Consider the following 21,951-nt stretch of genomic DNA (forward strand, 5'->3'; position numbering starts at 1 on the left):
ATTAAAAAGTATTTGATGATGATGTGCGCAACAACACATAGAGAGGATATCATTTCGACGACACCACAGCGTAGTTGTGTGGTATGTCGACAATCGCGTCCACTCTTTGAATTATTGCGCCTATATGAAAAAAACGGCGCAGTAATTATAGGTGATCCAACCGGTGGTCGGGGAGCATGGATTTGTTATAAACATCCATGCCTTGAAAAACTTGACGCGCGCTTAGTGTCTAAAGCTTTGCGTAAACCGGTAGTAGTATGTGAGCCAAATTTGATGCGCAAAGCTCTCGTTGACATAGCGCAACAGAAAATCTTTACAGTATTGGGCTTGGCTAGACGACAAGGAATACTTATTGTTGGGCAAGACCAGTTAGATAAACAAACGGCAGCATGCATTATTTTGGCAAAAGATGCATCTTCTCGAGTGCAACGAGCATTTGCAAAAGATGCATTTGTATTTGCTAATAGTAATGAGCTTAGTCGTGCCATAGGTTTAAAGGGCGTTTTTGTCTTGGGTATCGCTAAAAGTTCTTTTGCTAAACAGGCTGCATATTGGCTGACTGTATGGTATGAGGGACAAACTCGCGATAGCGCCTTGCCGAAGGAAGAGTGACTCGAGGTGTTGCAATGAGCAAGAAGCGAGTACATGAATTGGCAAAAGAGTATGGGCTTGACACTCGAGAAGTGTTACAGCGCCTGCAAAATGCAGGAGTAGACGCAAAAAGTCACTCTAGCTCTGTTTATGAAGAAGAAGCCCGGCAGATACTTGGCAAAACAAAAGCTGATGAAGCAGCTGAAGCCGCAGCAGCATCGCCAAGACGCCCGGGCATGATGATTGTTAAAAAACGACAAGATATTAAACCTAGGGTTGAAACTGCAAAGGTTGATGCCACGGTAGCTAATATGCCAGTGATTACAGCGCCAGTTGGAAAGATAGCCAAAGAGCAAATTAATGAGAATATTGACACTGTCGTAAAAGAAATAGAAAAACCAGCAACAACTAAAGAAGAAGTCACAAAAACTATGGTTGCCATACCCCCTGAAGCAAAGGCTGAGGTGAGATCATCCAAGCCGTCAACCAGAGCTTCATCAGCACCTGTCACATCTACACAAAAAGACTCACGAGAGCGCAAAGACAATAGGCACACCGAAGGTAGGAACAAGCCATCTTCGACGCACGGCGGTCCTCAAGAAAAAGAGCGTAAACATAATAACCATCAATCTCGCCATCAACATGGCCATTCACGCAATCATGGCCAGCAGCAGTCAAAATCTGGTGGGGCTTCACAAAATTCTTCAACACCTTCACGATCACGACCAGGTGTAGCCACTGTTGTACGTATGATTGATCGTGAGAAATTGATGGAACGCGTTCCAAGTCGGCGACTTGGCGGCAGCAGTGGTGGTAGTAGTGGTAGTGGTAGTGGTAGTGGTAGTCATTCAGGTGGCGGCCATCAAGGTCAAAATGATCGAAGACCATCATCAAACAATGGTCCGGCACAGCGTTTTGGTCAAGTTACCGAACTTAAAGTTGTGACGGATCCTTTTGGTCGCGGTCGTGAAATGATTAATGTTGGTCGCGATCGTAAATCTAAATCGCCACCTTCTGGTAAGGTTTCAAAAAAAGAACGTGCACCGAGTAAGCGTGATTTACTCGAGATGCGTGAACGAGTGCTTCACCCAGCAAGATTGAAGCGTAAAAAGTCGGCGGTAAAAGGCATCAAGAAACAGGATGTTATCGAGCGTAAAGCTTCAAAACGCATTATTCGTATGAAAGAAAGCATAATTGTTGCCGATTTTGCGCATCAGCTTGGTGTTAAAGTTACTGAAATCATCTCAAAACTCATGGGTTTGGGGATGATGATAACACAAAATCAATCAATTGATTTAGATACAGCAACGTTGCTTGCTGCTGAATACGAGTACACTGTTGAATCAACGGCTTTTAATGAAGAAAATGCGCTTGAAGCATTAGATGCTACTAAAGAAGACGAAGACCAGCAATCACGTCCACCAGTTGTTACAGTAATGGGGCACGTTGATCATGGTAAAACTTCTTTACTTGATGCTATTCGTGCTTCACGCATAGCTGCAGGTGAAGCTGGTGGCATCACCCAACATATTGGTGCATATCAAGTTGACGTAGCAGAAAAGGGCAAAATTACTTTTCTTGATACCCCAGGTCATGCAGCATTTACTTCTATGCGTGCCCGTGGCGCTCAAGTTACTGATATTGTTGTATTGGTTGTCGCCGCTGACGATGGTGTTATGCCGCAAACTGAAGAAGCGGTAAAGCATGCTCAAGCGGCTAAGGTACCTATTATTGTTGCGGTCAATAAAATTGATCGTCCTGATGCTAAGCCTGATCGGGTTATGCAAGAGCTTGCTTCTAAGTTTGACTTAACCCCTGAAGCGTGGGGTGGACAAACTCTCTATGTAAATACCTCAGCGATTAAGGGACAAGGTATTAATGATTTGCTTGATGCAATATTGCTACAAGCCGAAGTTTTAGAGCTTAAAGCAAGTGCTAATCGAGCCGCAGTTGGTGTAGTTTTAGAGGCAAAACTCGATCGTGGTCGAGGTCCGGTTGCTACTGTATTAGTACAAACAGGTACATTAAAACGAAGTGATTCGATAGTTGTTGGCGAGTATGTTGGTAAAGTACGAGCCATGCAAGATGATCAAGGCAGTAGTTTAGACTCTGCGGGCCCATCTGCAGCAGTTGAAATCACTGGTATCGAAGGTGTTCCGGCAGCAGGTGATACTGTACATACGGTTGCTTCAGAGAAAACTGCACGTGAAATTATTACTCATCGTATACAACGTAAGAACCAAGAAGCGGCTCAGCGCAGTGCGGTTACGCTTGAAGATATGATGAAGCGTATGCAAGACGCTGATGACCTTGAAGTCAAAGTTATTTTAAAAGCTGACGTGCAAGGTTCAGTTGAAGCAGTTAAAGAAGCCTTGCTTGGTTTAGTAACGCCTGAAGTTAAAGTCACCATAGTTTTAGCGGGTGTCGGCGGTATTAAAGAATCTGATATTACTTTAGCCGCTGCATCTAAAGGTATAGTTGTTGGCTTTAATGTTCGTCCCGATAACAATGCTCGCGAGCTGGCAGAGCGTGAAGGCGTACAAATTCGTAGCTACAATATTATTTATGAAGTGATTGAAGATGTTCGTCTTGCAATGCAAGGTTTATTGGCACCAGAAACTCGTGAGAAACTACTTGGTCATGCAGAAGTGCGTGAAGTCTTTCGTATTACCAAGGTTGGTCAAATTGCTGGATGCCGCTTAATAGATGGCAAAGCATTACGTGCAGCTCGTGTACGCGTATTACGTGATAGCGTACAAATTCACGATGGTTCGGTTTCTTCTTTGAAACATTTCAAAAATGACGTACGAGAAGTTGATGCAGGCCAAGAATGTGGTGTCGGCGTGCAGGATTATAACGACATCAAAGTTGGCGATATGCTTGAGTTCTATCAAATTGAAGAAATCGCACGTGTATTGCATGCACCAGTAACTAGTGGCAAACGTCATGACGGTGGTTCGGGTGCATCAGCAACCCCATAAGTATATCTAATTTTTAAGATTTGCTTTTTTAAGGTATTACGTTTTTATATCCTTTGTGATCAAAGGTTTGGGGTTTATATGATTGTTGGAGTCATGGAATTAACCATGGCGTTGTATGACAACGATTCATTAAAAGATAAGCGATCAGTAGTTAAAAGGACAATCGGTCGCTTACAGAGTAATTTTAATATTGCTGCAGCCGAAGTCGAAGATCAAGATTGCACAGATCATGCGGTGCTTGGGATTGTTGCTGTAGGTAATGATCGTCGTTACGTTCAAGGATTACTCGATAAAGTTGAGCATTTCGTTATTAAAATGGCGCTAGCAGATGTGCTCGATGCTCATAAGATTATTGAGAATTATTAAAATAACGTAACTATTAAGGTGAATTGCAGGGATCATTAGCGGTGGCAGGCTTTGCTTTCGAATCTAATGAATCAATAGGACAACCACTGTTAGGTTTACGATCAGAGGCTTTTGTAAGTGGATTTGCTGTCGTAGTAAAACTCCAACTAATGGGTATAGTCGGTAAGATATTACCATCAAAGTCGGTACCACCGGTGGGAGTTATAGTTATACGTAGTCTTTGTTTTGCAGGAAATATGCGAGTATCAAGTTTAAAACGCCATTCTTTATTTGTAGCATTATAAGTGGCCTTTGCATTTAAACCTGTATCGACCCAGGTTTTGCCATTATGATATTCAAGTTTAAAAATTCCGGTAGGTGGTGTTTTTAAAGGCGCATCAATCAAAAGTACAGCTTGGCCAAGTAAAGGATTAATGTTGATAGCATGACTTATAGGTAGAATAGGTTTAAAAATATTTTTTTTAGTAGTGCAGCTAAGATTAATAGTTTTTTCGAAATCAAGCGGAATAGCTGATGATGGGCTAATATTGCATTCTGTTTGAGAAGGTTGTGATTCAATAGAAATATTTAACGAAGTGGTATTTGGTATTCTCGCAATTTTTAGTTGCATACGGCCATTATTGGTTATGTATATAATAGTTGTTTTATTTATTGCTAAACCAACTCGACCGGTTATTCCTTTGGCTGAAATCCAAAGTTTTATTGCTTGTGCTTGTGAAGTTTTATTTTTAGCCTGTGCTCTTGGATTGGTCCATGTAAAACTAATACACAGGCAAAAACAAAAATAAAACATAAACGATTTATTTGGATATAAAATCATATAAATATTTCATTAACATAATTGTTTTGATGAAGTAACTCTAAGTTTCGTTTAATTTTATGGTTCAGAGGAAGATATAAAAGGTAACATAATAGTAAATTCGGTTCCATTATCTGAGTTAGAAGTAACATGCAAAGCGCCATTGTGTTGCTGAATAATTTCTCGGCATATGCTTAAACCTAAACCAGTATGTCCATCATTGGCTTTAGTGGTAAAAAATGGTTCAAAAACACGTGAAAGGCTAGTGGGTAAAATTCCAGGACCAGTATCAATAATATGTAGTAATACTTGATTATCATTTCGTTGTGCTTTAATTTTAAGTTCACGTTTTGTACATGTTGGCGCTCGCATGGCTTCTTCAGCGTTCATAAGCAGATGTAAAACAACTTCTGCTATTTGTCCCGGATTTGCAGAGATAGATAAATTAGGAGCCAAATCAAGTTCAATAGCTGCGGTACAACGCATTTGTGCGCCAGCGATACGCAAAGCAGAACGTACAGCATCACCTAAGTCAAATACTGATGAATCAGTTTTTTCACTACGCGATATTAGCCGGACATCGCGCGCAATTTCCATAATGCGTGAAGCGCCATTTTCAGCGCTGGCAATCATTTGCTTAATATTTTCGAGTGTATTCTTATCGCTTTGGTAATTGTTGTCTTCGTTATCATTATTTATATGGTCAAGTTCGTAGCGGACTAATTCTAAATTAGCCAAAATGCATGAGAGAGGATTATTTATTTCGTGCACCATACCTGCGGCTAGTTGGCCAACTGCACCAAGACGCGAAGCACCAGCCATAGTGTGTATTCTACGTAAATTATCAAGAGCTATAGCCACTTGATGAGCCAATAAATCTGCACGATCTAGGTCGCGTTGAATAAAAGGACGATGTGCTGGTCGACGATTAAGAGTTAAGACACCAACAAGCGATACTCCACGAAACAGCGGATAAACAATACTGCTTAGGGGACGGTTTGCTTGAGGAATGTTATTGAATCGCAAGTCACCATTAAGTCCGCCATTTAATACAACAGGAGTTCGTTTAGTTGCTATACGGCCGGCAACACATGAATCCATAGGTATGCTTTGACCTGCAGTTTGAATAGCATGAGGATTTGTTGAGTGAGCTACATACAATCTTCCTTCACCATCAGGTAAAAGCAGTGATGCTTCATCGGCATTCATAACAAAAGCAGCATTTTTAACGATGAATTCAGGTAAATGTTCACGCTCAGCACTGAATACATCGTGAATGGCACTACATAATTTGCCAATATACTGATGGTAGCGATATTTAGATGTTTGATTCAATATATCAACTAGTTCTGTTTCAATCAGTGGACGCTGCAATATATCAAATGCACCAGCACGAAGTGTTGCTACTGCTCGCTTTAAAGAATTAGTGGTTGCAACTGAAACAACTACAGTTTCAGGTTCTTTTTGAGTTAACGTATCAATTACAGTAACTGCGTCTGCTTGTAGAAAATCAATATCAACTAGACATAATTCAATAGTAATAATGCGTAAGTACTTCAATGCATGCCTAAGGTCAGTAACAGCAATGACACTTGCATTTAGATTATTGGCAATTTCAGTAGTTTCTTGGGCAAATGAAGTATCACCAATAACTAGTATTTTACCGATGTCGTTAACATTGTTGCTATGCATTATAGTATTTAATGAAGATGACACTTTTGGCCTATTTACCGCATGATGAAGTCGAGAATGATCAGTAACAGCAATAATAGTAGGTTTTTGCTTTTTTGTAAAAGCTACCATCTAATTCCTCAATGGTAAGCTTTGCAAAATGTATACCAATATAGCTATTAGTTATTGATTACCTTAATAATGTGAACAACATAACAATTATTCGAAGTTTATATCATGTTGATGTATTAGAATTACAAAGTGTTATGGTATTTTAAGCCCAGGGTATAATCACCCCAGTGCAATATAATTGCATGATAGGTAAGTAAATTGCTGATGACATATATAAAAATAATAGTAGGTAAAAAATACCCACATATGAGTTATAATGGTTTGCTTAATATTTTTTTAAAGAATATGGTTTAAGAATGTTTGTAATATGGGTTTTAAAATTACAGGTACATGAAATGCTTACAATTTTAAAAATAGGATTAATTGTTACTATATTCATTGGAAATATAAATATGGTATACGCCAGCCCAAGGTTATCGATAGGCAAAAAATTTGGCTGCATTATTAAAGAAGGGCAGGTAATATGTTTTGGTGATCATGGATATAGTGTTACCCCAAAAAATTCATCAGTATATATTCCTAAACTTAGTAATGTAAAACAGATATCTGTCGGTAGAGATCATGCATGCGCAATAACAAATAAAAAAAGGGTATGGTGTTGGGGTGATACGGATTATGGTTTTCTAGGAGATAATAAAGACAGGAAAAATGAGCAACGACAAATACCAGTGGCTGTCTGGAAAATTAATAACGCGGTTAGTATAGCTTGTGGCGATTCATTTAGTTGTGCGCTACATCAAAATGGTGAGGTATCTTGTTGGGGCCTTGGCATTGGCGGGATTTTAGGTACAGAAAAACGTTATAGTATAAAGCCGATAAAAATAAAGGGTTTAAAAAACATTAAAAAAATTGTAGCTGCAGATCAGTTTGCCTGTGCTATTGATCAAACAAAAAAAGCTTATTGTTGGGGTACAAATAAATCAGATTTATTTGCAATACCTAACAGTAGATCATATCAGCGTTATTATAAACCCGTAAAAATATTGCTTGAAGATTTATCACAGCTTGCCTTTGGCGAAGAACATGCATGTGCACTTAAAACCAACGGAGGGATATGGTGTTGGGGTGAGAATGTTTATGGTCAAGTTGGAGTAGAAACACCTAAGACGATTATTAAACCTTTTCGTCTTGATAACCTAAAGGCAAGTTTTATCACTTTAGGTTTTGCGCATACATGCATATTACAAAAAGATGGTAGGGCCGCCTGTTGGGGACTAAATGATCATGGTGAGTTATCACAAGATGAGAATAGTTTCGAGCATTCGGTAAAACCGATAATGATTGAAAATGAACAAGCAATAGTTGATATTACGGCGGTAGAAGAATTTACCTGTATATTACAAGAAGATAGTAATATTAAATGTTGGGGTAAAGTTGATAGATTATTGGTTGATAATCAAGCCAGACAAAAAAATAATAAATTAAATATAAATATCGCTCATGCAGCAAAAGTAAAAACAATAAATAATGGTAAAAAAATATTTTTTAGTTCTAAAGACCCAACCTCAGATGTAGCTTCAAATCTTAGTAATATACAAGTTGGTAATGGTGTTGGCGGGATTAAAGGATATCCTGTTAAAGGAGCAATTAGTACCGTTTCATTAGAGATGCATTGCCAGACGAATGCTAAAAAAGTAAAGATAGGCGAAGAATTATCGTTAGCAGTTTTAAATTTACCTGAAGATGTATTAGTACAAATTGGTGAGACTAAAGCGAAGATTTTACAAAAAAAATTAAAACAATTAGTAGTGATAGTACCACCACCAAAGTTTGGGGTTGGTAAGAAGAAAATTATATTGAGTTTGCCTGATCGTATAGTTATGTGCGGTGAAATAATAATTACAGAATGAAAAAATAGTATTTAAATATATAAGAAAAGAGAATTCTTATGATTGTATCAGTAAAAAATCTGACTTTTGATTACCCAGGGACACGGGCTTTAGATGATGTTTCGTTTGAACTCGTACCGCAAAGTATTACGGCTTTAGTCGGTCCGAATGGTGCCGGTAAAACAACATTATTACGTTGTTTGGCAGCATTAGAAGAACCAATGACTGGTGAGATTGTAATTAATGGTATAGATACGATTGCAAAGCCGCGTTTATGTCATAGCCAAGTCGGCTATCTTTCTGATTTTTTTGGTCTCTATGATGAACTCACCGTTTATCATTGTTTGCAACACGCCGCAGCGATGCGGGGTTTTAAAGGTCAAAAAGTTTATGATTATACTCATAAGACTGCGGCACGATTAGATTTAACCGATAAACTCACCAAACATGCCAGCGAATTATCTCGTGGCTGGCGACAACGCCTTGCTATTGCACAGGCGATAATACATGATCCAAAAATATTGTTGCTTGATGAACCAGCATCTGGTCTTGATCCCGAAGCTAGGCATTCTCTCGCAACATTATTTTTAGAGCTTAAAGATAGCGGGATGACACTTTTAGTTTCTTCGCATATTCTCGCAGAGTTAGAAGAATACTCAACCAATATGTTGGTTTTGCGTGAAGGTAAAATAACTGATTGTAGCCAAACTAATTTTATTTCGAATAAATCTGAAAATATTGCAGCCTGTGTGATAAATTTGGTGCAACCAATTAATGATTTAGAACAGCAACTCAGTAGCATTGATGGACTAAGTGATATTAGTTGTAAAGAATTATCAGCACGTTTTTTATATACCAATGATGCTGAAGCTCAGCATAAGTTATTGCGTCAATTAATTGAACGCGACTTGCCAATTTGCGGTTTTATGATTGAAAAACGTAGCATGCAAGATGTGTATCTATCAATTAAAGATAAGCACGATAAGGAGTACAGCAAGTGATTATTAACCCTGAATTACGGCGTAATCTCTGGCTTGAAATAACCCATACTCGTCTAATAGTCATGCCGATTGTACTTGGTTCGATTTTTGCATTACTCTACCTTGCAAGTGCAGATGCAGATTTAATAGGTTCAATAACTATAGTTATTTATATTGCGCTGACCTTTTTTTGGGGAGCAAGATTAGCTAGTGAATCAATTTTTGCCGAAGTTCGCGAGCGTACTTGGGACGCCCAACGCCTATCTTCAATTAGCCCGTGGACTATGACTTGGGGTAAATTATTCGGTAGTACAGCATATGCTTGGTATGGCGGTGTTTTTTGTCTGGCAGTTTTCATTTGGCAAGTACGTTTTGATAATGATTGGTATAAGACAGTATTGATTTTGATACTTGGTGCATTGTTAGTGCAAACACTTGCATTATTTTCTAGCATGCACATGATTATAAAAAGTAAAGTAATTTCACGTTCACAATCTGCGGCTGTCCCTCTTTTAGCTATAGCAGCTATGATTCCATTTTTAATTATTGGTGTATCTACTAAGGTAACTAATTTTACTTTTTTTCAATATTCGTTTGCGTCTATTGATTTCAGTTTAGCATCGCTTATCGCATTTTTAATATGGGCACTTTGGGGAGTTGAAAGGCTAATGCGTGCTGAGCTGAAATATCGTAAAATGCCTATCGCATGGGCGGGCTTTTTATTGTTTTTAATAGCGTATATTGCAGGGTTTGATTTTTCAGAAGCAATTAATGATTTCAATAAAAATTTAAGTACTCTCTCATCTTGGTTAATTGCATTTTTAACTGGTATAGGTATTACTTGGCTTACCATACTCGCTGAAAAGAAAGACCCTATTGCTTGGCAACGTCTGTGGCAAAGAGTTAAAGAGCATAATTACCGCCGGGCCATTGAAAGTTTACCGGCATGGAGCATTTCGTTATTTGTTGCGATATTTGCCGCGATTATATTATCAATACTATTGCTTTCAATGACAATCATTGATAATACGCCACTAATAATCATAAATTTAGTACTATTTCTTTGTCGTGATGTTGCCTTAGTAATTTGGCTAAATTTATCAGAAAATCAACGCCGCGCTGATGTTTTTGCGGTTATTTGGTTGTTGCTTATTTATACAATATTCCCGATGTTATTTAAAACTATAGGGTTAACCGCGGTTGCTGCTTGTTTTCGCGTTGAAACTACTGATTATGCTTTGGTGAGTATGTTCGCTGCATTGCTTGAGTGTATCGCTTTGGGGTATCTTATCAATAGACGTTGGCAGCGCTGGAAAAATAAGAAGATTTTGATACAACTACATAATTAAGGGTGTCACCCAATAGAAGGGTCTAGCAAAAAGTAGCAGTCTATCAGCTATATCATCACCTTTCATTCCCCGTCCCCTATTCTCGGTTCTTTAAATACCCAGTTTAAAATCGATTGGTTAAAGATAAACAGTCGGTCATCATATAAAAATGAAGATTTAAAGAACAGAGATTAGAGAATTAGGAATTTTAAGGGAGCTTATTCTTAATCGTGTCTAATATTTTTAATGACACTTTAATGGTGACGATCATAGCGACCTTTTTGAATTACACTTAGTAGTAGACGGGCTAGTTATTAAATAAAAAAATCGATCTAAGGTTATAAAATATTTAACCAGTTATTGAACTATTAACCAATGTGTATGTAAAGGAACGGGCTTTTACCGTTTAGCCCCAAAACTGCTATGGGAACAACCTATATAGTTAAGCAAGGTGATTATTTAGCAAAAATTGCCCAAAAAAATGGATACCATAACTGGCGCACTATTTATAACCATAAAGACAATACTTCGTTTCGTCAAAAACGACCAAATCCTAATATTCTTTTGGCCGGTGATAAACTGATTTTGCCGGATAAAATTCTTAAAGAAGTTTCGTGCCAAACTGAAAAAAGGCATACCTTTAGGCTAAAAACCGAAAAGATAAAATTAAAGATAGTATTAAAAGATATGGCTGGCAAAGGCATCAGCTATAAAAAATATTTACTTGAGACCTCTACAAAAACTTATGAACGAACACAAGCTGAAGATTTATTTTTAGCGCGTAAGGGTATAGTTGAAGAAACATTATCGCTTGAAGAAGATAATTTGAAATTAAAAGTTTGGCTTGATGAAATGGAGTCTGATGAACAAAACAATGATGACCAGCCCCATTTCGAGTGGGAAATAAAACTCGGTGACTTAGACCCACTCGAAGAAATCTCTGGAATTAAGGCAAGGTTGAACAATTTAGGCTTTACCTGCGGAGAAGTTGACAATAATAAAGATGAACATCTAACAAAAGCAATAGAAAATTTTCAAACTTGGCACAGCATTAAACCAAGCGGTAAGCTAGATTTGCCAACTCAGAAAAAAATTGCTGAACAACACGGTAGCTAAACAAAAAAAGAGGCATTGCATGAGTGGCAAGTCTAAAAAACTTCTTCTTTGCCCGATAGATACTAATGTAAAAGTATTGCCTAAAATAAAATTTACATTTGAAGAATATACAGAAGTTGAGATTGATATAGATAAATCACCATGGAATTCATACAAGCAAAAGTACGAAAAAGTAGTGATTAAAGGTAAAAAGAATTGGGTAAAAAAAATTAACGACAAATGGATATATGTCTTTAGATCAACTAAAGATCCTAACTATTTTAAATTCAACAGAGAAATCCACGCGCTTAATGGCAAATTTCGTGAAATTGATATTGATACGCGCAATTATAAAAAAGAGGATACCTGGGAGGATAGTAAGCCATTTTGGTTAGAAATCGATGAGGTAAAGGTTGATTACTATGTTTGCCTCTCACAGATACAATTAAATATGAGTAGGATAGAAGATATTAGAAGTGAGTTAAATAATAATGGATATAGTAAGCGATTACAGAAAATAGAGTTAGATAATGAAAGTGTTGCTAATAAACAGCAATACATTTTATTGTATGACTATCTAGAGCTTGCAGAAAAATATAGCCAAAAATATGTTAGAAAGACGAACTCATTTAGTTCGTGGGTTGAAGTAGTAAAAGAAAAGAAATTCATTAATGATCGTATTAATGAAATTTGCAATTATAAAAGCGAATACTGGAAACATGTTGACCGGCAACTCGTTGAAAAAGATAAAAAAGAGTATCTCAATACTTATGCCGATAAATTAGTAGATTATGCTAAAATACATGAGCTGTTACTTGGCATTTTTAAAACAGCAGCATTCACCCAATTACAAAAAGATTATGAAGATAATAATGAAAAAGAATTTTTCGAAAAATATATTCCGGCACTGAAAAATATTAATTGGTTACGCAGTGGGTTAGAGTACTTAAAAGATATAATTAACGATGATAATTGTCTTTTAAATAAACGCCAAGCATTTGCCAAAGAGATAAATAAAGATTTCTTTGAATTACTTACAAACAATATATTATATATATTTATAGAAGAATTAACGGTACCATTGATTGAGGTTTATGGTTCCGAAAAGGTATGTGAGTATTTATGTGCTGTAATTAAATATAATTTAAGCGTGTCGGATATTAAAATCGGTGAGAAATTAGTTGGCAATACTAAAATAAAATTTTTAAATGTACCAGGTAAATATGGTGATAACTGGGCGCAAAATCTAAAAAATGCCAGCAAAATATATGCAGGTATAAAAGTTTTATTTGCCACTATTAATACTTATCTTGCAGTTAAGGGTTTGTCAGAAAGTAAAAGTTTGGGCGAAGGCACTGTTCACGGGTTAGAAATTAGCGCCGGCATAGTGCAAGGTTTTGAAGCTTTAAACTTATTTTTAAAATTAAGTGACAAAACCCTTAATTTAATGGGCGCTTATGTGTCTATGGTTCAGATAATTTCAAGTACTTGGGGAATGATGGATTGTATAGAAGATAAGGATTACGATGCCGCTGTTGGTTATGGCGTGCAAATTGCCGGTAGTTTCACCTGCATGGTGGGTGCTGCCATATGCGCTAATGCTGCGGCAACTGGAACGGGATTAAGTTTGGCAGGCGCAGTGTCTCTAACCGGGGTGGGTGCTATTGTTATTGCTATAGGTGTTGGCATAGTGATCTTTGGGACATTTGTTGTTTGGATGTATAAAGACGATAAAAATGCGATTACCGAATGGATGCAATATTGTCACTACGGTATAAAAGGCAAGCAGAACAAAAATTTAGAAAACCAAATTACTGATTTAAATAATATTTTATTTGGCTTAAGCGCTTCTGCAGGAATACTTTACGGACCAATATTGTATAAAGAAAATTATTATAGTACACCCATGATTTCCTTGAAAATAAATCCTTCGCATCAAATAACTAATAAGTCAAAATTATATTATAAGTTATGTTTACAAATTGATGGCCAAGAAAAGGTAATAGCAGAAGGATCAGCGTTAGTCCATGAAACCGGATTATATTTTGTCTTAAAAGATAAGCATTCAGCACTCGCTAGCGTAGATGTAAATACTGATATTATAGACTTATACAATATCGAAAACGCTAAAATAACAGAAATTACTGATTTAGAGTCGGATATTCATATGGCTTCAAAATTATATTGTGAATATAAAATAGATTTATTTGGCGACGGTGTTTATATAATACATAATACGTTTAAGAGAGATATACTAGCGTGATATTAAGCAATTGTTTTATGCCCAGCCATCTGCTGGTAAGTCTGGAAAAGTAACTTTGCAAGTACCAGCAACTATGCCTTTAATATAAGCATAGCCATTATCATCTAGAGTCCCGCTAATTTCTTGGCCTTTAGCGGTTATTATTTTATAGCGTTCATTTGCAACCGGATAACCATCATCATTGATTAATTCAATTTCTATCCAAGAATCTAATGATGTGGTCGCCACATTGATATTATCTTTTATTTGTGGGGCTATTGCATTAAGATCTAAATCTTCTGGTAGCTTTACTACCAATAAAAACCCATTTTCAATTTGACGCTGCAAAATATTTGCGAGGGCTAAGGTTGATAAGCGATCGCAATCAGAAAATTCGCAGCAGTGAGTTAAGATCTCGCAAAAGTCAGAGCGATATGTCGGGTCATACAATACATTGCTTAACAAAGACATTGCCGTGTGTGGTAACAGTTTATTTTTATGATCATAATCATCTGCGGCGAAATATGTCACCACCCCTATTTGTTTAAACAATGACCAAAAATGCCAACGATTAGACACGCTCTTGCTCAACTTGCTACTGGCTATTTGATGCCAGTGAATTAACTTACAAATATTAAATATTAATTGGCTATAAAATTTTACTACAAGCAAAACACTTAACCAATCAACAGCCCCTCAGGCAACTCGCGCAGTTGGCCCTCATTACTAACCGCAACAACAATAGCTTCAACTTGCACTAAAAGAGTATCGTCACTTTGACGGCGTACGTCATGTTTAAAGGTAAGCCGGTAATTAGATGTGCGCTCTAGAGTAGTTTTAACTAACAAAACATCATGCAAATGCGCAGGCACTTTGTATTTAATGTGCAACTCATGCACCACAAATAGATAGCCGCGAGCTTGCCATTGTCCCAAGCTTGGTCCGTTATTGCCAGCTAACATATCAGTGCGACAGCGTTCGCAATATTTAAGATAGTTTGCGTGGTAAACGATACCCTGAGCATCGGTGTCTTCGAGATAAATTTTAACTTGTAATTGATGCTCTTGCATTAGTTGAGTTAACTTTGTCTTTTTTTATTATTTTAATTTGCGCGCTTTTGCTTGTTCAGCCTGAATTGCAGTAATGGCGATGGTGAAGACAATATCATCAACCAAGCAACCGCGGCTTAAGTCATTAACTGGTTTTTTAAGACCTTGCAACATTGGCCCGATACTTACGACATTGGCGCTGCGTTGTACGGCTTTATAGGTAACATTGCCAGCATCAAGATCGGGAAATATAAATACGGTTGCTTGACCAGCCACTTTTGATTTTGGTGCTTTTTTACGAGCAACATCAGGCATAATGGCGGCATCATATTGTAGTGGGCCATCAATAGCGAGGTCAGGTCGTTTCTTAAGCGCTAACTCAGTAGCAAGTTTTACCTTGTTAACTTCTTCACCGGCACCGCTAACACCAGTTGAATAAGATAACATTGCAACTTTAGCGGGGATACCAAAAGCAATAGCTGAATCAGCACTTTGAATTGCTATATCGGCAAGTTGTTCTGCTGTTGGATTGGGATTAACCGCGCAATCACCAAAGACCAAAACTTGTTCTGGTAAACACATAAAGAAAACACTAGAGACCAGGCTGCATTCAGGTAAGGTTTTAATGAGTTGCAAGGCGGGACGAATAGTATGAGCAGTAGTATGCACTGCACCTGAGACTAATCCGTCTGCTTCATCTAAAACCATCATCATGGTGCCAACGACAATAGAGTCGCTTAGCTCGCCAGCAGCGATTTCGGGAGTCATACCTTTATGTTTACGAAGTTCAACAAGAGGTTCAATATATTTTGCAGCAACTTTTTCAGTGTCAATAAATTCAATAGATGAAGGCAAACTAATGCCTTGTTTTTTAGCGATGGCTTGTATTTCATCAGGATTGCCTAAGAGAACACAACGTGCAATGCCACGCTCTTGCGCAATTGCTGCAGCTTCAATGGTGCGAGGTTCACTACCTTCAGGTAGTACAATACGCTTGTTAGCTGCTCGTGCAGCTTCAATAAGACGATAACGAAATGCCGGCGGTGAAAGACGTGGTATACGAACATTGCTGGTTAAAGATTTAACCCAAATGCGATCAAGATTATCTGCCACAAGATTCATTGAAATTTCTAAACGTTCGCTGTCATCGTTGGGAATTTTATGATTTATAGTGCCAACGCGAGTAGCGGCAGCATAACTACCGTCATTTACCGCAAGTATTGTTAGCCCGGCATCAAGTGCTGGCTTACATAAAGCCATGATGTTCTCTTTTGGGGTTAGCCCACCGGTAAGTAAAATACCGGCAAGTGGTGTACCACTTTTTACCGTCAGAGCAGCAGCGAGCAAAATGTCTTCGCGATCACCTGGAGTGATGACTAAGGTACCAAGTTTAAAATATTTAGCGGCATTAGCCACAGTCATGGCTGCCAAAGCAACGTCGTGAACACGACGTTTCTCAGCATCGCCTTCATGTAAAAAGGTAGCGTTAAGCGCTTGAGCAATATCTTTAACTCTAGGTGCAGCTAGCGCACGTTGACACGGAACAATAGCGAGAGTGTTTATTTTTTCAGCCTGTAATGCTTTATGAAAAGCCTCACCTTTATCTTCTAAAGTGGCACCACGGCAATCACCACATTCACCAGAAAGTGGGCCTAAATCATGGGCGGCGCCAACTTTTTTCGGCGAAGTGCAGACACGGTTAAGAATACAATTTATTTGTTGATCTTCAGCAAAACTGCCAAAGCCGCGTGCCGTAATTGCAACAATATCAGTCAGATGCTCTGGTTTTTGACCATGAGGGGCTGCAACTAAAATAAGTTCAGCATCAAGTGCTTTTAGCATAAGGTTATTGATACGGTTTGAATAGACCATATCAGGTTCAGGAATCATACCGGCAGCAATAAGAACATCAGCATTAGCAGCAGCCTTGTTACACACCTCTACTACTTGTTCCATCAATGTTTGGTCATCACCTGAGGCGAGTAGTGTTTCGACAGTGCTGCGGGCTATAGGGGCAGGTGGTGATAAATGAGCGCCTAACTGCATTAAAGCGCCAAGGCGATCACCATCAAAGGCATCGATAGGTTTTACAAAGGCAACACGTACGCCTTCTCTATCAAGAGCACGTACGAGACCAAGACAAACAGTATCAAGGCCAACATGATGGCCAACAGGAGCAAGAAGAAGAGTTCGTGGCATTTGCTACATAACCTTTTTAGACAGAAGGTAAAAAAATTGTTTAGTTATTAGTGACGTGCCGCATCATTGGCCTAAATGTCAAGTGCTTAATTATAATAATAAAAATTTATAGTATTATGATGTTTATTTAGGGATAGCCCTAGCACTATTTATAATTTCAGTAGTGTCAATGGCGATCATTAGTTCTTCATTGGTTGGTACAACTACTGCTTGAGGTCTTATTTCTTTGGTAATACGGCCATTATTGGTTTTACCATGATTAGCATTAGCCTCATTATCAACTGTAAGTCCAAAACAGCCTAGTTGTTGTATTACTTGGGCACGGATGGCGGCGGAATTTTCGCCAATACCCCCGGTAAAAACCAAAGCATCAAGACGACCTAATGGAACAATCAAGCCTGCTAAGCTTTTGGCAAGCACATAACAAAAAATATCAATTGCTAATTTGGCTCGTTCATTACCACTGGTAGCGGCTTCTTGAAGAGCTCGCATATCATTACTTAAACCTGAAATGCCCAGCAGACCTGATTTTTTATTAAGACTATTGATTATATCTTCTGCGGGTTTATTGAGGGTTTTTGCCATAAAGCTAACAATTGTGGGATCAATTGAACCACTTCGTGTACCCATTACTACACCTTCTAAAGGTGTTAGCCCCATGGTTGTATCTACACTTTTACCGTTTTTAATGGCGGTACAAGAACAACCATTACCCAAATGAGCAGTGATTATGGCGTTGTTATTGGGGGGGAGATCTAATTGGCGAATTGCTTGTTGTGCGACAAAGCGATGACTGGAGCCGTGAAATCCATAACGACGCACACGATGCTCGAAAAACCATTCGTATGGTACTGGGTAGATGTAGGCATGCGGCGGCATGGTTTGATGAAAAGCGGTATCAAATACAGCTACCTGCGGTAAATTTGCAAAGAGTTCTTTAGCTACTTCAATTCCGAGTAAATTAGGAGGATTATGCAACGGACTGATAGGAATGCATTCGCGGATTTTCGCTATAACTTCATCTGATAGTGGCATAGAACCAGAAAATTTATCGCCACCATGAACTACTCGATGACCGATACCCGCTAGATTATCAGCAAGACCAACATCTTTAAGCAAATCTACTACGGCGCGCAAAGCAACATCATGTTTGGCATGAGCCAATTCTTTTGATTGCTTTGTACCATTAAGCTGCCAATCAAGGGTAGCTTGTGGGGTACCTAGGCGTTGAGCTATGCCCGAGATATGCTGATTTCCGTTGCTGCTATCGACTACTGCGAATTTTGCTGAAGAGCTACCACAATTTAATACTAAAATGTTCATGTTTATAAAGTGTTCCCTACTTATACCTGGTTAAGGCAATAAAATTTAACCATGCAAGACTGATAAATCAGCTTCATGCATAATAGTATACGACGCTGCTTGGCGACGCGACAAAAAATAACTATTGCTCTGTAGCGCTCTGATCGGTGTTGAAGCAAGGAGGAAGATTAAAAAGATCCAACGGCAAATTGAACATTTACTGTCGATTCGCTGCGATAGGGATCTGCATTTGGATTAAAGCCTACATCAATACCAATAGGGCCAGCTGGCGTAGCATATCGCAAACCAACTCCAGGTGTAGTGCGAAGTCGCATGTTGTGCCAAGCAACCTTGGTAAGCCAGAGATTGCCAGTATCGGCAAACATAGCAAAGATTAATTCATTGGTGAGGGGTAAGCGTATTTCAGCTTTAAATAACACATAGTGGTTACCGCCGGTTGGTAGTGGCAAAATATAAACGCCATTTTCACTGGTTATGTAGGCACGGTTACGCCAAACGCAGTGGCTTTTAAGACTTTGTGGTGAAGTATTTGAACGAGTAACTATGCATACGTCATCGGCCAACATTGCGGTTTCTTGAAAACCACGCAAAGTAGTACTGCCGCCTAGATAAAAACGTTCATCAAGAGGAACATTGCCACTTAGTAAGGTACCCCAACGTGCTGATAGAGCTAATACAGATTTGCCCAAAGGTACATAACCAGCAAGGTTACTTTCAATACGGCTGAAATTAAAGCGCGACCAATCATCAGCAGAGTATCCGCTTATACTATTTAATGCCTGCGATGATAATGTAGCGCCTGTACCATACAATGCTCGAGCACTGGCGATAAAACCTCGCGTTGGATTAAAAGCATTATCACGAAAATCTAAAGTGATTGTAGGACCTACTTTAAATTCTAAACGCAGACCTTCATCAAGGCGACGACGATCAGGAGTCGCGGTGAGTAGTGTGTTTTGGCAACTTATGTTCTCTCCTTGAGTAGTACCAGGAAAACATTGGAGGTTAGTTACAGAAAATTGCGGTTCGAAGGTGATACCCAGGCGTCTAAAAAATGAGATATCTATACCAAAAATTGCGCGGACGGCATCAAAAGAATAGGGGATGGCGTTATGTCGTTCACCAACGAGGTCAAAACGCAAACCAGTTTCAACTGGATAGAAAGTTAAATTAGGTAATCGGATACCTGCATGAGCCTCTATTTCAGTGCGTTCACGAATACTAAAGTTTTCATAGCGAGAATCAAGAACCTCTGCATATTCTCCATAGAACCCAAAAAACATTTTCCAATTGAGTTTTAAAGAAATGTTCAAACTTGTAGCAGTGCCATAAAGATTAAGATGAGAATAATCGACGCGTAAACGTGGGCCATCTGCAGTTGATACACCTGGCCATAATTCAAAGGCGTGACGATTACGTTCAACAACTTCAGTAACGATATCTTTGCGCTCTGCAGGTGTTTGTTCATCAACTAAACGAACGCGGACACTGGAGAATACCCCAAGATCAGCAATATTTCGTTGGTCTTGTAAAGCCTGACTTAAGCGATAAAGTTCGCCATTTTTCAGTTGCATTCGATTTTTAATCAAATTCGTGCGGGTGTAATGATTACCGCGAATTACTACGTTATCAATTCGTACCTGTGGTCCTTCAATAATACGAAAACTAACACTAGCAATAGTCGAGTCTTCACTTAGTTTTACATCGGTAAAGACATTAGCATATAAATATCCCTCATCACGGTAACTTCTGATAATAGCAATGCGAGTATCTTCAACTCCAGCATATGAAAGTGGTGTTCCGACAAGTGGGATGTGACTGCTATAGTCGTTGTCTTTATTTTGTTGGGAGGCAGTTTGCTTTACTAAATTTTGCAGCGTCTCAGTGTTTTGTGCAGTATTACCAATAAAATTTAAACTTTTAACCCGCGTTTGTACTCCTTCTTTTACCGGTATAATAACATGTGCGCCTTCAGTAGTTTTTTCAAACCTTGCTTTACCAACCGTAGCGTTAAGAAACCCCTTATCATGATATGCCGCTAAAATATCTTCGCATGCACGGGCATAAATTTCAAAAACCCATCTTTGTTCAGGTGCAGGCGGTGGTGATATTTTGGGTAAACGTGTGCCATTAGCTAAGGCTAATTCAGTTGAATTTATTGGCTGTACGCTACCAGTAGGTATTAGTTCTTGTATAAGTGTGTTTTGAATTTGCTGAATCAAAATATCTTTTGAAAAAGCTGAGACTCCTTCAAAATCAATATTAGTTACCGAAATAGCTGAACCTTCTTGAATATTAAAAAGATAACGTTCTATGGGATGGTGATGGCGATCGTAATCCTGATAACCGCGCATAGATATCTTAGCGTTAGCATATCCGAGTCTACGATAAGCATCGATAATACGTTGTTTAAAAATACTAAAATCACCAGACTGTAGTGTGTTAGTATTAGCAGGCCATAATTTTTTTAAAATATTATCAGAAAGTATTTGATTACCTATAAAATAAAGTGCCACCCGCGGGCCGGCAGTAATGTTAAAATTCACTACAGCAAAATTGTTTTTTATTGTAATTTGTGGTGAAGCAATTTGCACTTTTGCAAAACCATGTTCAAGATAAGCTTGCAGTAATCTATTTTGATCATGTTCAATATTATCAAGGTTGAGAATGTCATTGATATCCGTATGGATAAGTCTTTTGAGTATAGTTGAATGGACCAGTGGTTTGCCAACGAAATTAATTGCATTGATGCGAATAGGTATGCCTTCGTCAACCTTAATGCTAATTTCTGATGTATTGTCAGTTATTGGTAATACATCAATCGATAATGTTGCATGAGGAAAACCTATACGTTGAAGATAGTTTTTAGCTTGTTGATGTAATAATGTAGGAGTTCGACGATCAATTTCACTACCAACGGGCAATTGCAAAGCTGCAATAAATGCTCTTGATGATGATTGGGTTAAACCATTTATATATAAGGCGCCCAATTGTTGCACTGGTTTGAGCACAAAGTGTAGCACCAATGCTTGTGCACGTTGTTCAATATAGAGTTCTACCGCGGCGAAACGTCCGAGAGAATAAAGACGTTTTATTGCCGTTTGAACTGAACTAGTTGATAACAAATAACCTGGGGCAATACCTGTGAGTCGCTTAAGTTCGTCAACTTGTTCACCTGCAGGAGCGTGAATATTTACTTCGACTACAGGTAAGTTACGGTAAGGCGCTAAAGGATTTTGATCCGGAGTAACAGCAATAAATAGCGTAATTAACAGGGAGCAAAAACTCATTAACGAAACTCCCAACGAAGACGCAAATCAAGTCCAAAATCACCAAGCTGTGCATCGCTACCGGTATTCCAAGTAC

15 protein-coding genes are annotated in these 21,951 nt (G+C 38.5%); 8 read left to right on the top strand and 7 right to left on the bottom strand.

All coding sequences use genetic code 11. The annotated features are described in order from the left end of the window. Nucleotides 1–15 precede the first annotated feature (15 nt). The 3 genes from JW841_07270 (at nucleotide 16) to JW841_07280 (ending at nucleotide 3,938) form a co-directional block, all read left to right on the top strand. Nucleotides 16–612: a DUF448 domain-containing protein gene (locus tag JW841_07270; GenBank protein ID MBN1960731.1), complete on the top strand. Its 597-nt coding sequence runs from the start codon at nucleotides 16–18 to the stop codon at nucleotides 610–612. A 14-nt stretch (nucleotides 613–626) separates the two neighbouring features. Beyond that, nucleotides 627–3,572: a translation initiation factor IF-2 gene (gene infB / locus JW841_07275; GenBank protein MBN1960732.1), complete on the top strand. Its 2,946-nt coding sequence runs from the start codon at nucleotides 627–629 to the stop codon at nucleotides 3,570–3,572. Between the two features lie 78 nt (nucleotides 3,573–3,650). Beyond that, complete coding sequence (locus tag JW841_07280) at nucleotides 3,651–3,938, top strand: DUF503 domain-containing protein (GenBank protein ID MBN1960733.1); 288 nt, start codon at nucleotides 3,651–3,653, stop codon at nucleotides 3,936–3,938. Nucleotides 3,939–3,951: 13 nt separating this feature from the next. On the opposite strand, the gene JW841_07285 is transcribed toward JW841_07280, so the two are convergent. After that, nucleotides 3,952–4,758, bottom strand: coding sequence for a hypothetical protein (locus tag JW841_07285; GenBank protein ID MBN1960734.1), 807 nt, complete (start codon nucleotides 4,756–4,758; stop codon nucleotides 3,952–3,954). A 57-nt stretch (nucleotides 4,759–4,815) separates the two neighbouring features. Continuing rightward, on the bottom strand, nucleotides 4,816–6,540 hold the full coding sequence (locus JW841_07290) for a GAF domain-containing protein (protein MBN1960735.1): 1,725 nt from the start codon (nucleotides 6,538–6,540) through the stop codon (nucleotides 4,816–4,818). 296 nt (nucleotides 6,541–6,836) lie between these two features. On the opposite strand from JW841_07290, the gene JW841_07295 reads away from it, so the two are divergent. The 5 genes from JW841_07295 to JW841_07315 all read left to right on the top strand — a co-directional run bounded on the left by JW841_07295 (nucleotide 6,837) and on the right by JW841_07315 (nucleotide 14,035). Then, entirely contained in the window at nucleotides 6,837–8,390 is a 1,554-nt protein-coding gene (locus JW841_07295) for a hypothetical protein (GenBank protein ID MBN1960736.1), read from the top strand. A 41-nt stretch (nucleotides 8,391–8,431) separates the two neighbouring features. Then, complete coding sequence (locus JW841_07300; GenBank protein ID MBN1960737.1) at nucleotides 8,432–9,370, top strand: ABC transporter ATP-binding protein; 939 nt, start codon at nucleotides 8,432–8,434, stop codon at nucleotides 9,368–9,370. Continuing rightward, a complete protein-coding gene (locus tag JW841_07305) occupies nucleotides 9,367–10,698 on the top strand; it encodes a hypothetical protein (GenBank protein ID MBN1960738.1) in 1,332 nt (443 codons plus the stop codon). Before JW841_07300 ends, JW841_07305 begins: the two co-directional genes overlap by 4 nt. A gap of 402 nt (nucleotides 10,699–11,100) precedes the next feature. Further along, nucleotides 11,101–11,793, top strand: a complete 693-nt coding sequence (locus JW841_07310) for a peptidoglycan-binding protein (protein ID MBN1960739.1) — start codon at nucleotides 11,101–11,103, stop codon at nucleotides 11,791–11,793. Between the two features lie 19 nt (nucleotides 11,794–11,812). Continuing rightward, a complete protein-coding gene (locus JW841_07315; GenBank protein ID MBN1960740.1) occupies nucleotides 11,813–14,035 on the top strand; it encodes a hypothetical protein in 2,223 nt (740 codons plus the stop codon). A 15-nt stretch (nucleotides 14,036–14,050) separates the two neighbouring features. Here JW841_07315 and JW841_07320 read toward each other — a convergent pair whose 3' ends face one another. From JW841_07320 to JW841_07340, 5 genes are all read right to left on the bottom strand, one after another. Next, nucleotides 14,051–14,593, bottom strand: coding sequence for a hypothetical protein (locus tag JW841_07320; GenBank protein MBN1960741.1), 543 nt, complete (start codon nucleotides 14,591–14,593; stop codon nucleotides 14,051–14,053). Between the two features lie 98 nt (nucleotides 14,594–14,691). After that, nucleotides 14,692–15,084, bottom strand: a complete 393-nt coding sequence (locus tag JW841_07325; protein ID MBN1960742.1) for a YbgC/FadM family acyl-CoA thioesterase — start codon at nucleotides 15,082–15,084, stop codon at nucleotides 14,692–14,694. 27 nt (nucleotides 15,085–15,111) lie between these two features. Then, nucleotides 15,112–17,262 (bottom strand): phosphate acetyltransferase, encoded by a 2,151-nt coding sequence (gene pta, locus JW841_07330; protein MBN1960743.1) that lies wholly within the window; start codon nucleotides 17,260–17,262, stop codon nucleotides 15,112–15,114. A gap of 123 nt (nucleotides 17,263–17,385) precedes the next feature. Beyond that, nucleotides 17,386–18,585 carry an acetate kinase gene (locus tag JW841_07335; protein MBN1960744.1) on the bottom strand — a complete coding sequence of 400 codons (1,200 nt, stop codon included), beginning with the start codon at nucleotides 18,583–18,585 and terminating at the stop codon, nucleotides 17,386–17,388. 167 nt (nucleotides 18,586–18,752) lie between these two features. Then, entirely contained in the window at nucleotides 18,753–21,875 is a 3,123-nt protein-coding gene (locus JW841_07340) for a BamA/TamA family outer membrane protein (protein ID MBN1960745.1), read from the bottom strand. Nucleotides 21,876–21,951: the final 76 nt, after the last annotated feature.

The sequence above is a fragment of the Deltaproteobacteria bacterium genome, assembly GCA_016931625.1.
GTDB lineage: Bacteria > Myxococcota > XYA12-FULL-58-9 > XYA12-FULL-58-9 > JAFGEK01 > JAFGEK01.

Excerpts from the sequence above, each read along its gene's own strand:
- JW841_07270 (MBN1960731.1), top strand. The coding sequence starts at position 16 with ATGATGATGTGCGCAACAACACATAGAGAGGATATCATTTCGACGACA.
- infB (MBN1960732.1), top strand. The coding sequence starts at position 627 with ATGAGCAAGAAGCGAGTACATGAATTGGCAAAAGAGTATGGGCTTGAC.
- JW841_07280 (MBN1960733.1), top strand. The coding sequence starts at position 3,651 with ATGATTGTTGGAGTCATGGAATTAACCATGGCGTTGTATGACAACGAT.
- JW841_07285 (MBN1960734.1), bottom strand. The coding sequence starts at position 4,758 with ATGATTTTATATCCAAATAAATCGTTTATGTTTTATTTTTGTTTTTGC.
- JW841_07290 (MBN1960735.1), bottom strand. The coding sequence starts at position 6,540 with ATGGTAGCTTTTACAAAAAAGCAAAAACCTACTATTATTGCTGTTACT.
- JW841_07295 (MBN1960736.1), top strand. The coding sequence starts at position 6,837 with ATGTTTGTAATATGGGTTTTAAAATTACAGGTACATGAAATGCTTACA.
- JW841_07310 (MBN1960739.1), top strand. The coding sequence starts at position 11,101 with ATGGGAACAACCTATATAGTTAAGCAAGGTGATTATTTAGCAAAAATT.
- JW841_07315 (MBN1960740.1), top strand. The coding sequence starts at position 11,813 with ATGAGTGGCAAGTCTAAAAAACTTCTTCTTTGCCCGATAGATACTAAT.
- JW841_07325 (MBN1960742.1), bottom strand. The coding sequence starts at position 15,084 with ATGCAAGAGCATCAATTACAAGTTAAAATTTATCTCGAAGACACCGAT.
- pta (MBN1960743.1), bottom strand. The coding sequence starts at position 17,262 with ATGCCACGAACTCTTCTTCTTGCTCCTGTTGGCCATCATGTTGGCCTT.
- JW841_07335 (MBN1960744.1), bottom strand. The coding sequence starts at position 18,585 with ATGAACATTTTAGTATTAAATTGTGGTAGCTCTTCAGCAAAATTCGCA.
- JW841_07340 (MBN1960745.1), bottom strand. The coding sequence starts at position 21,875 with ATGAGTTTTTGCTCCCTGTTAATTACGCTATTTATTGCTGTTACTCCG.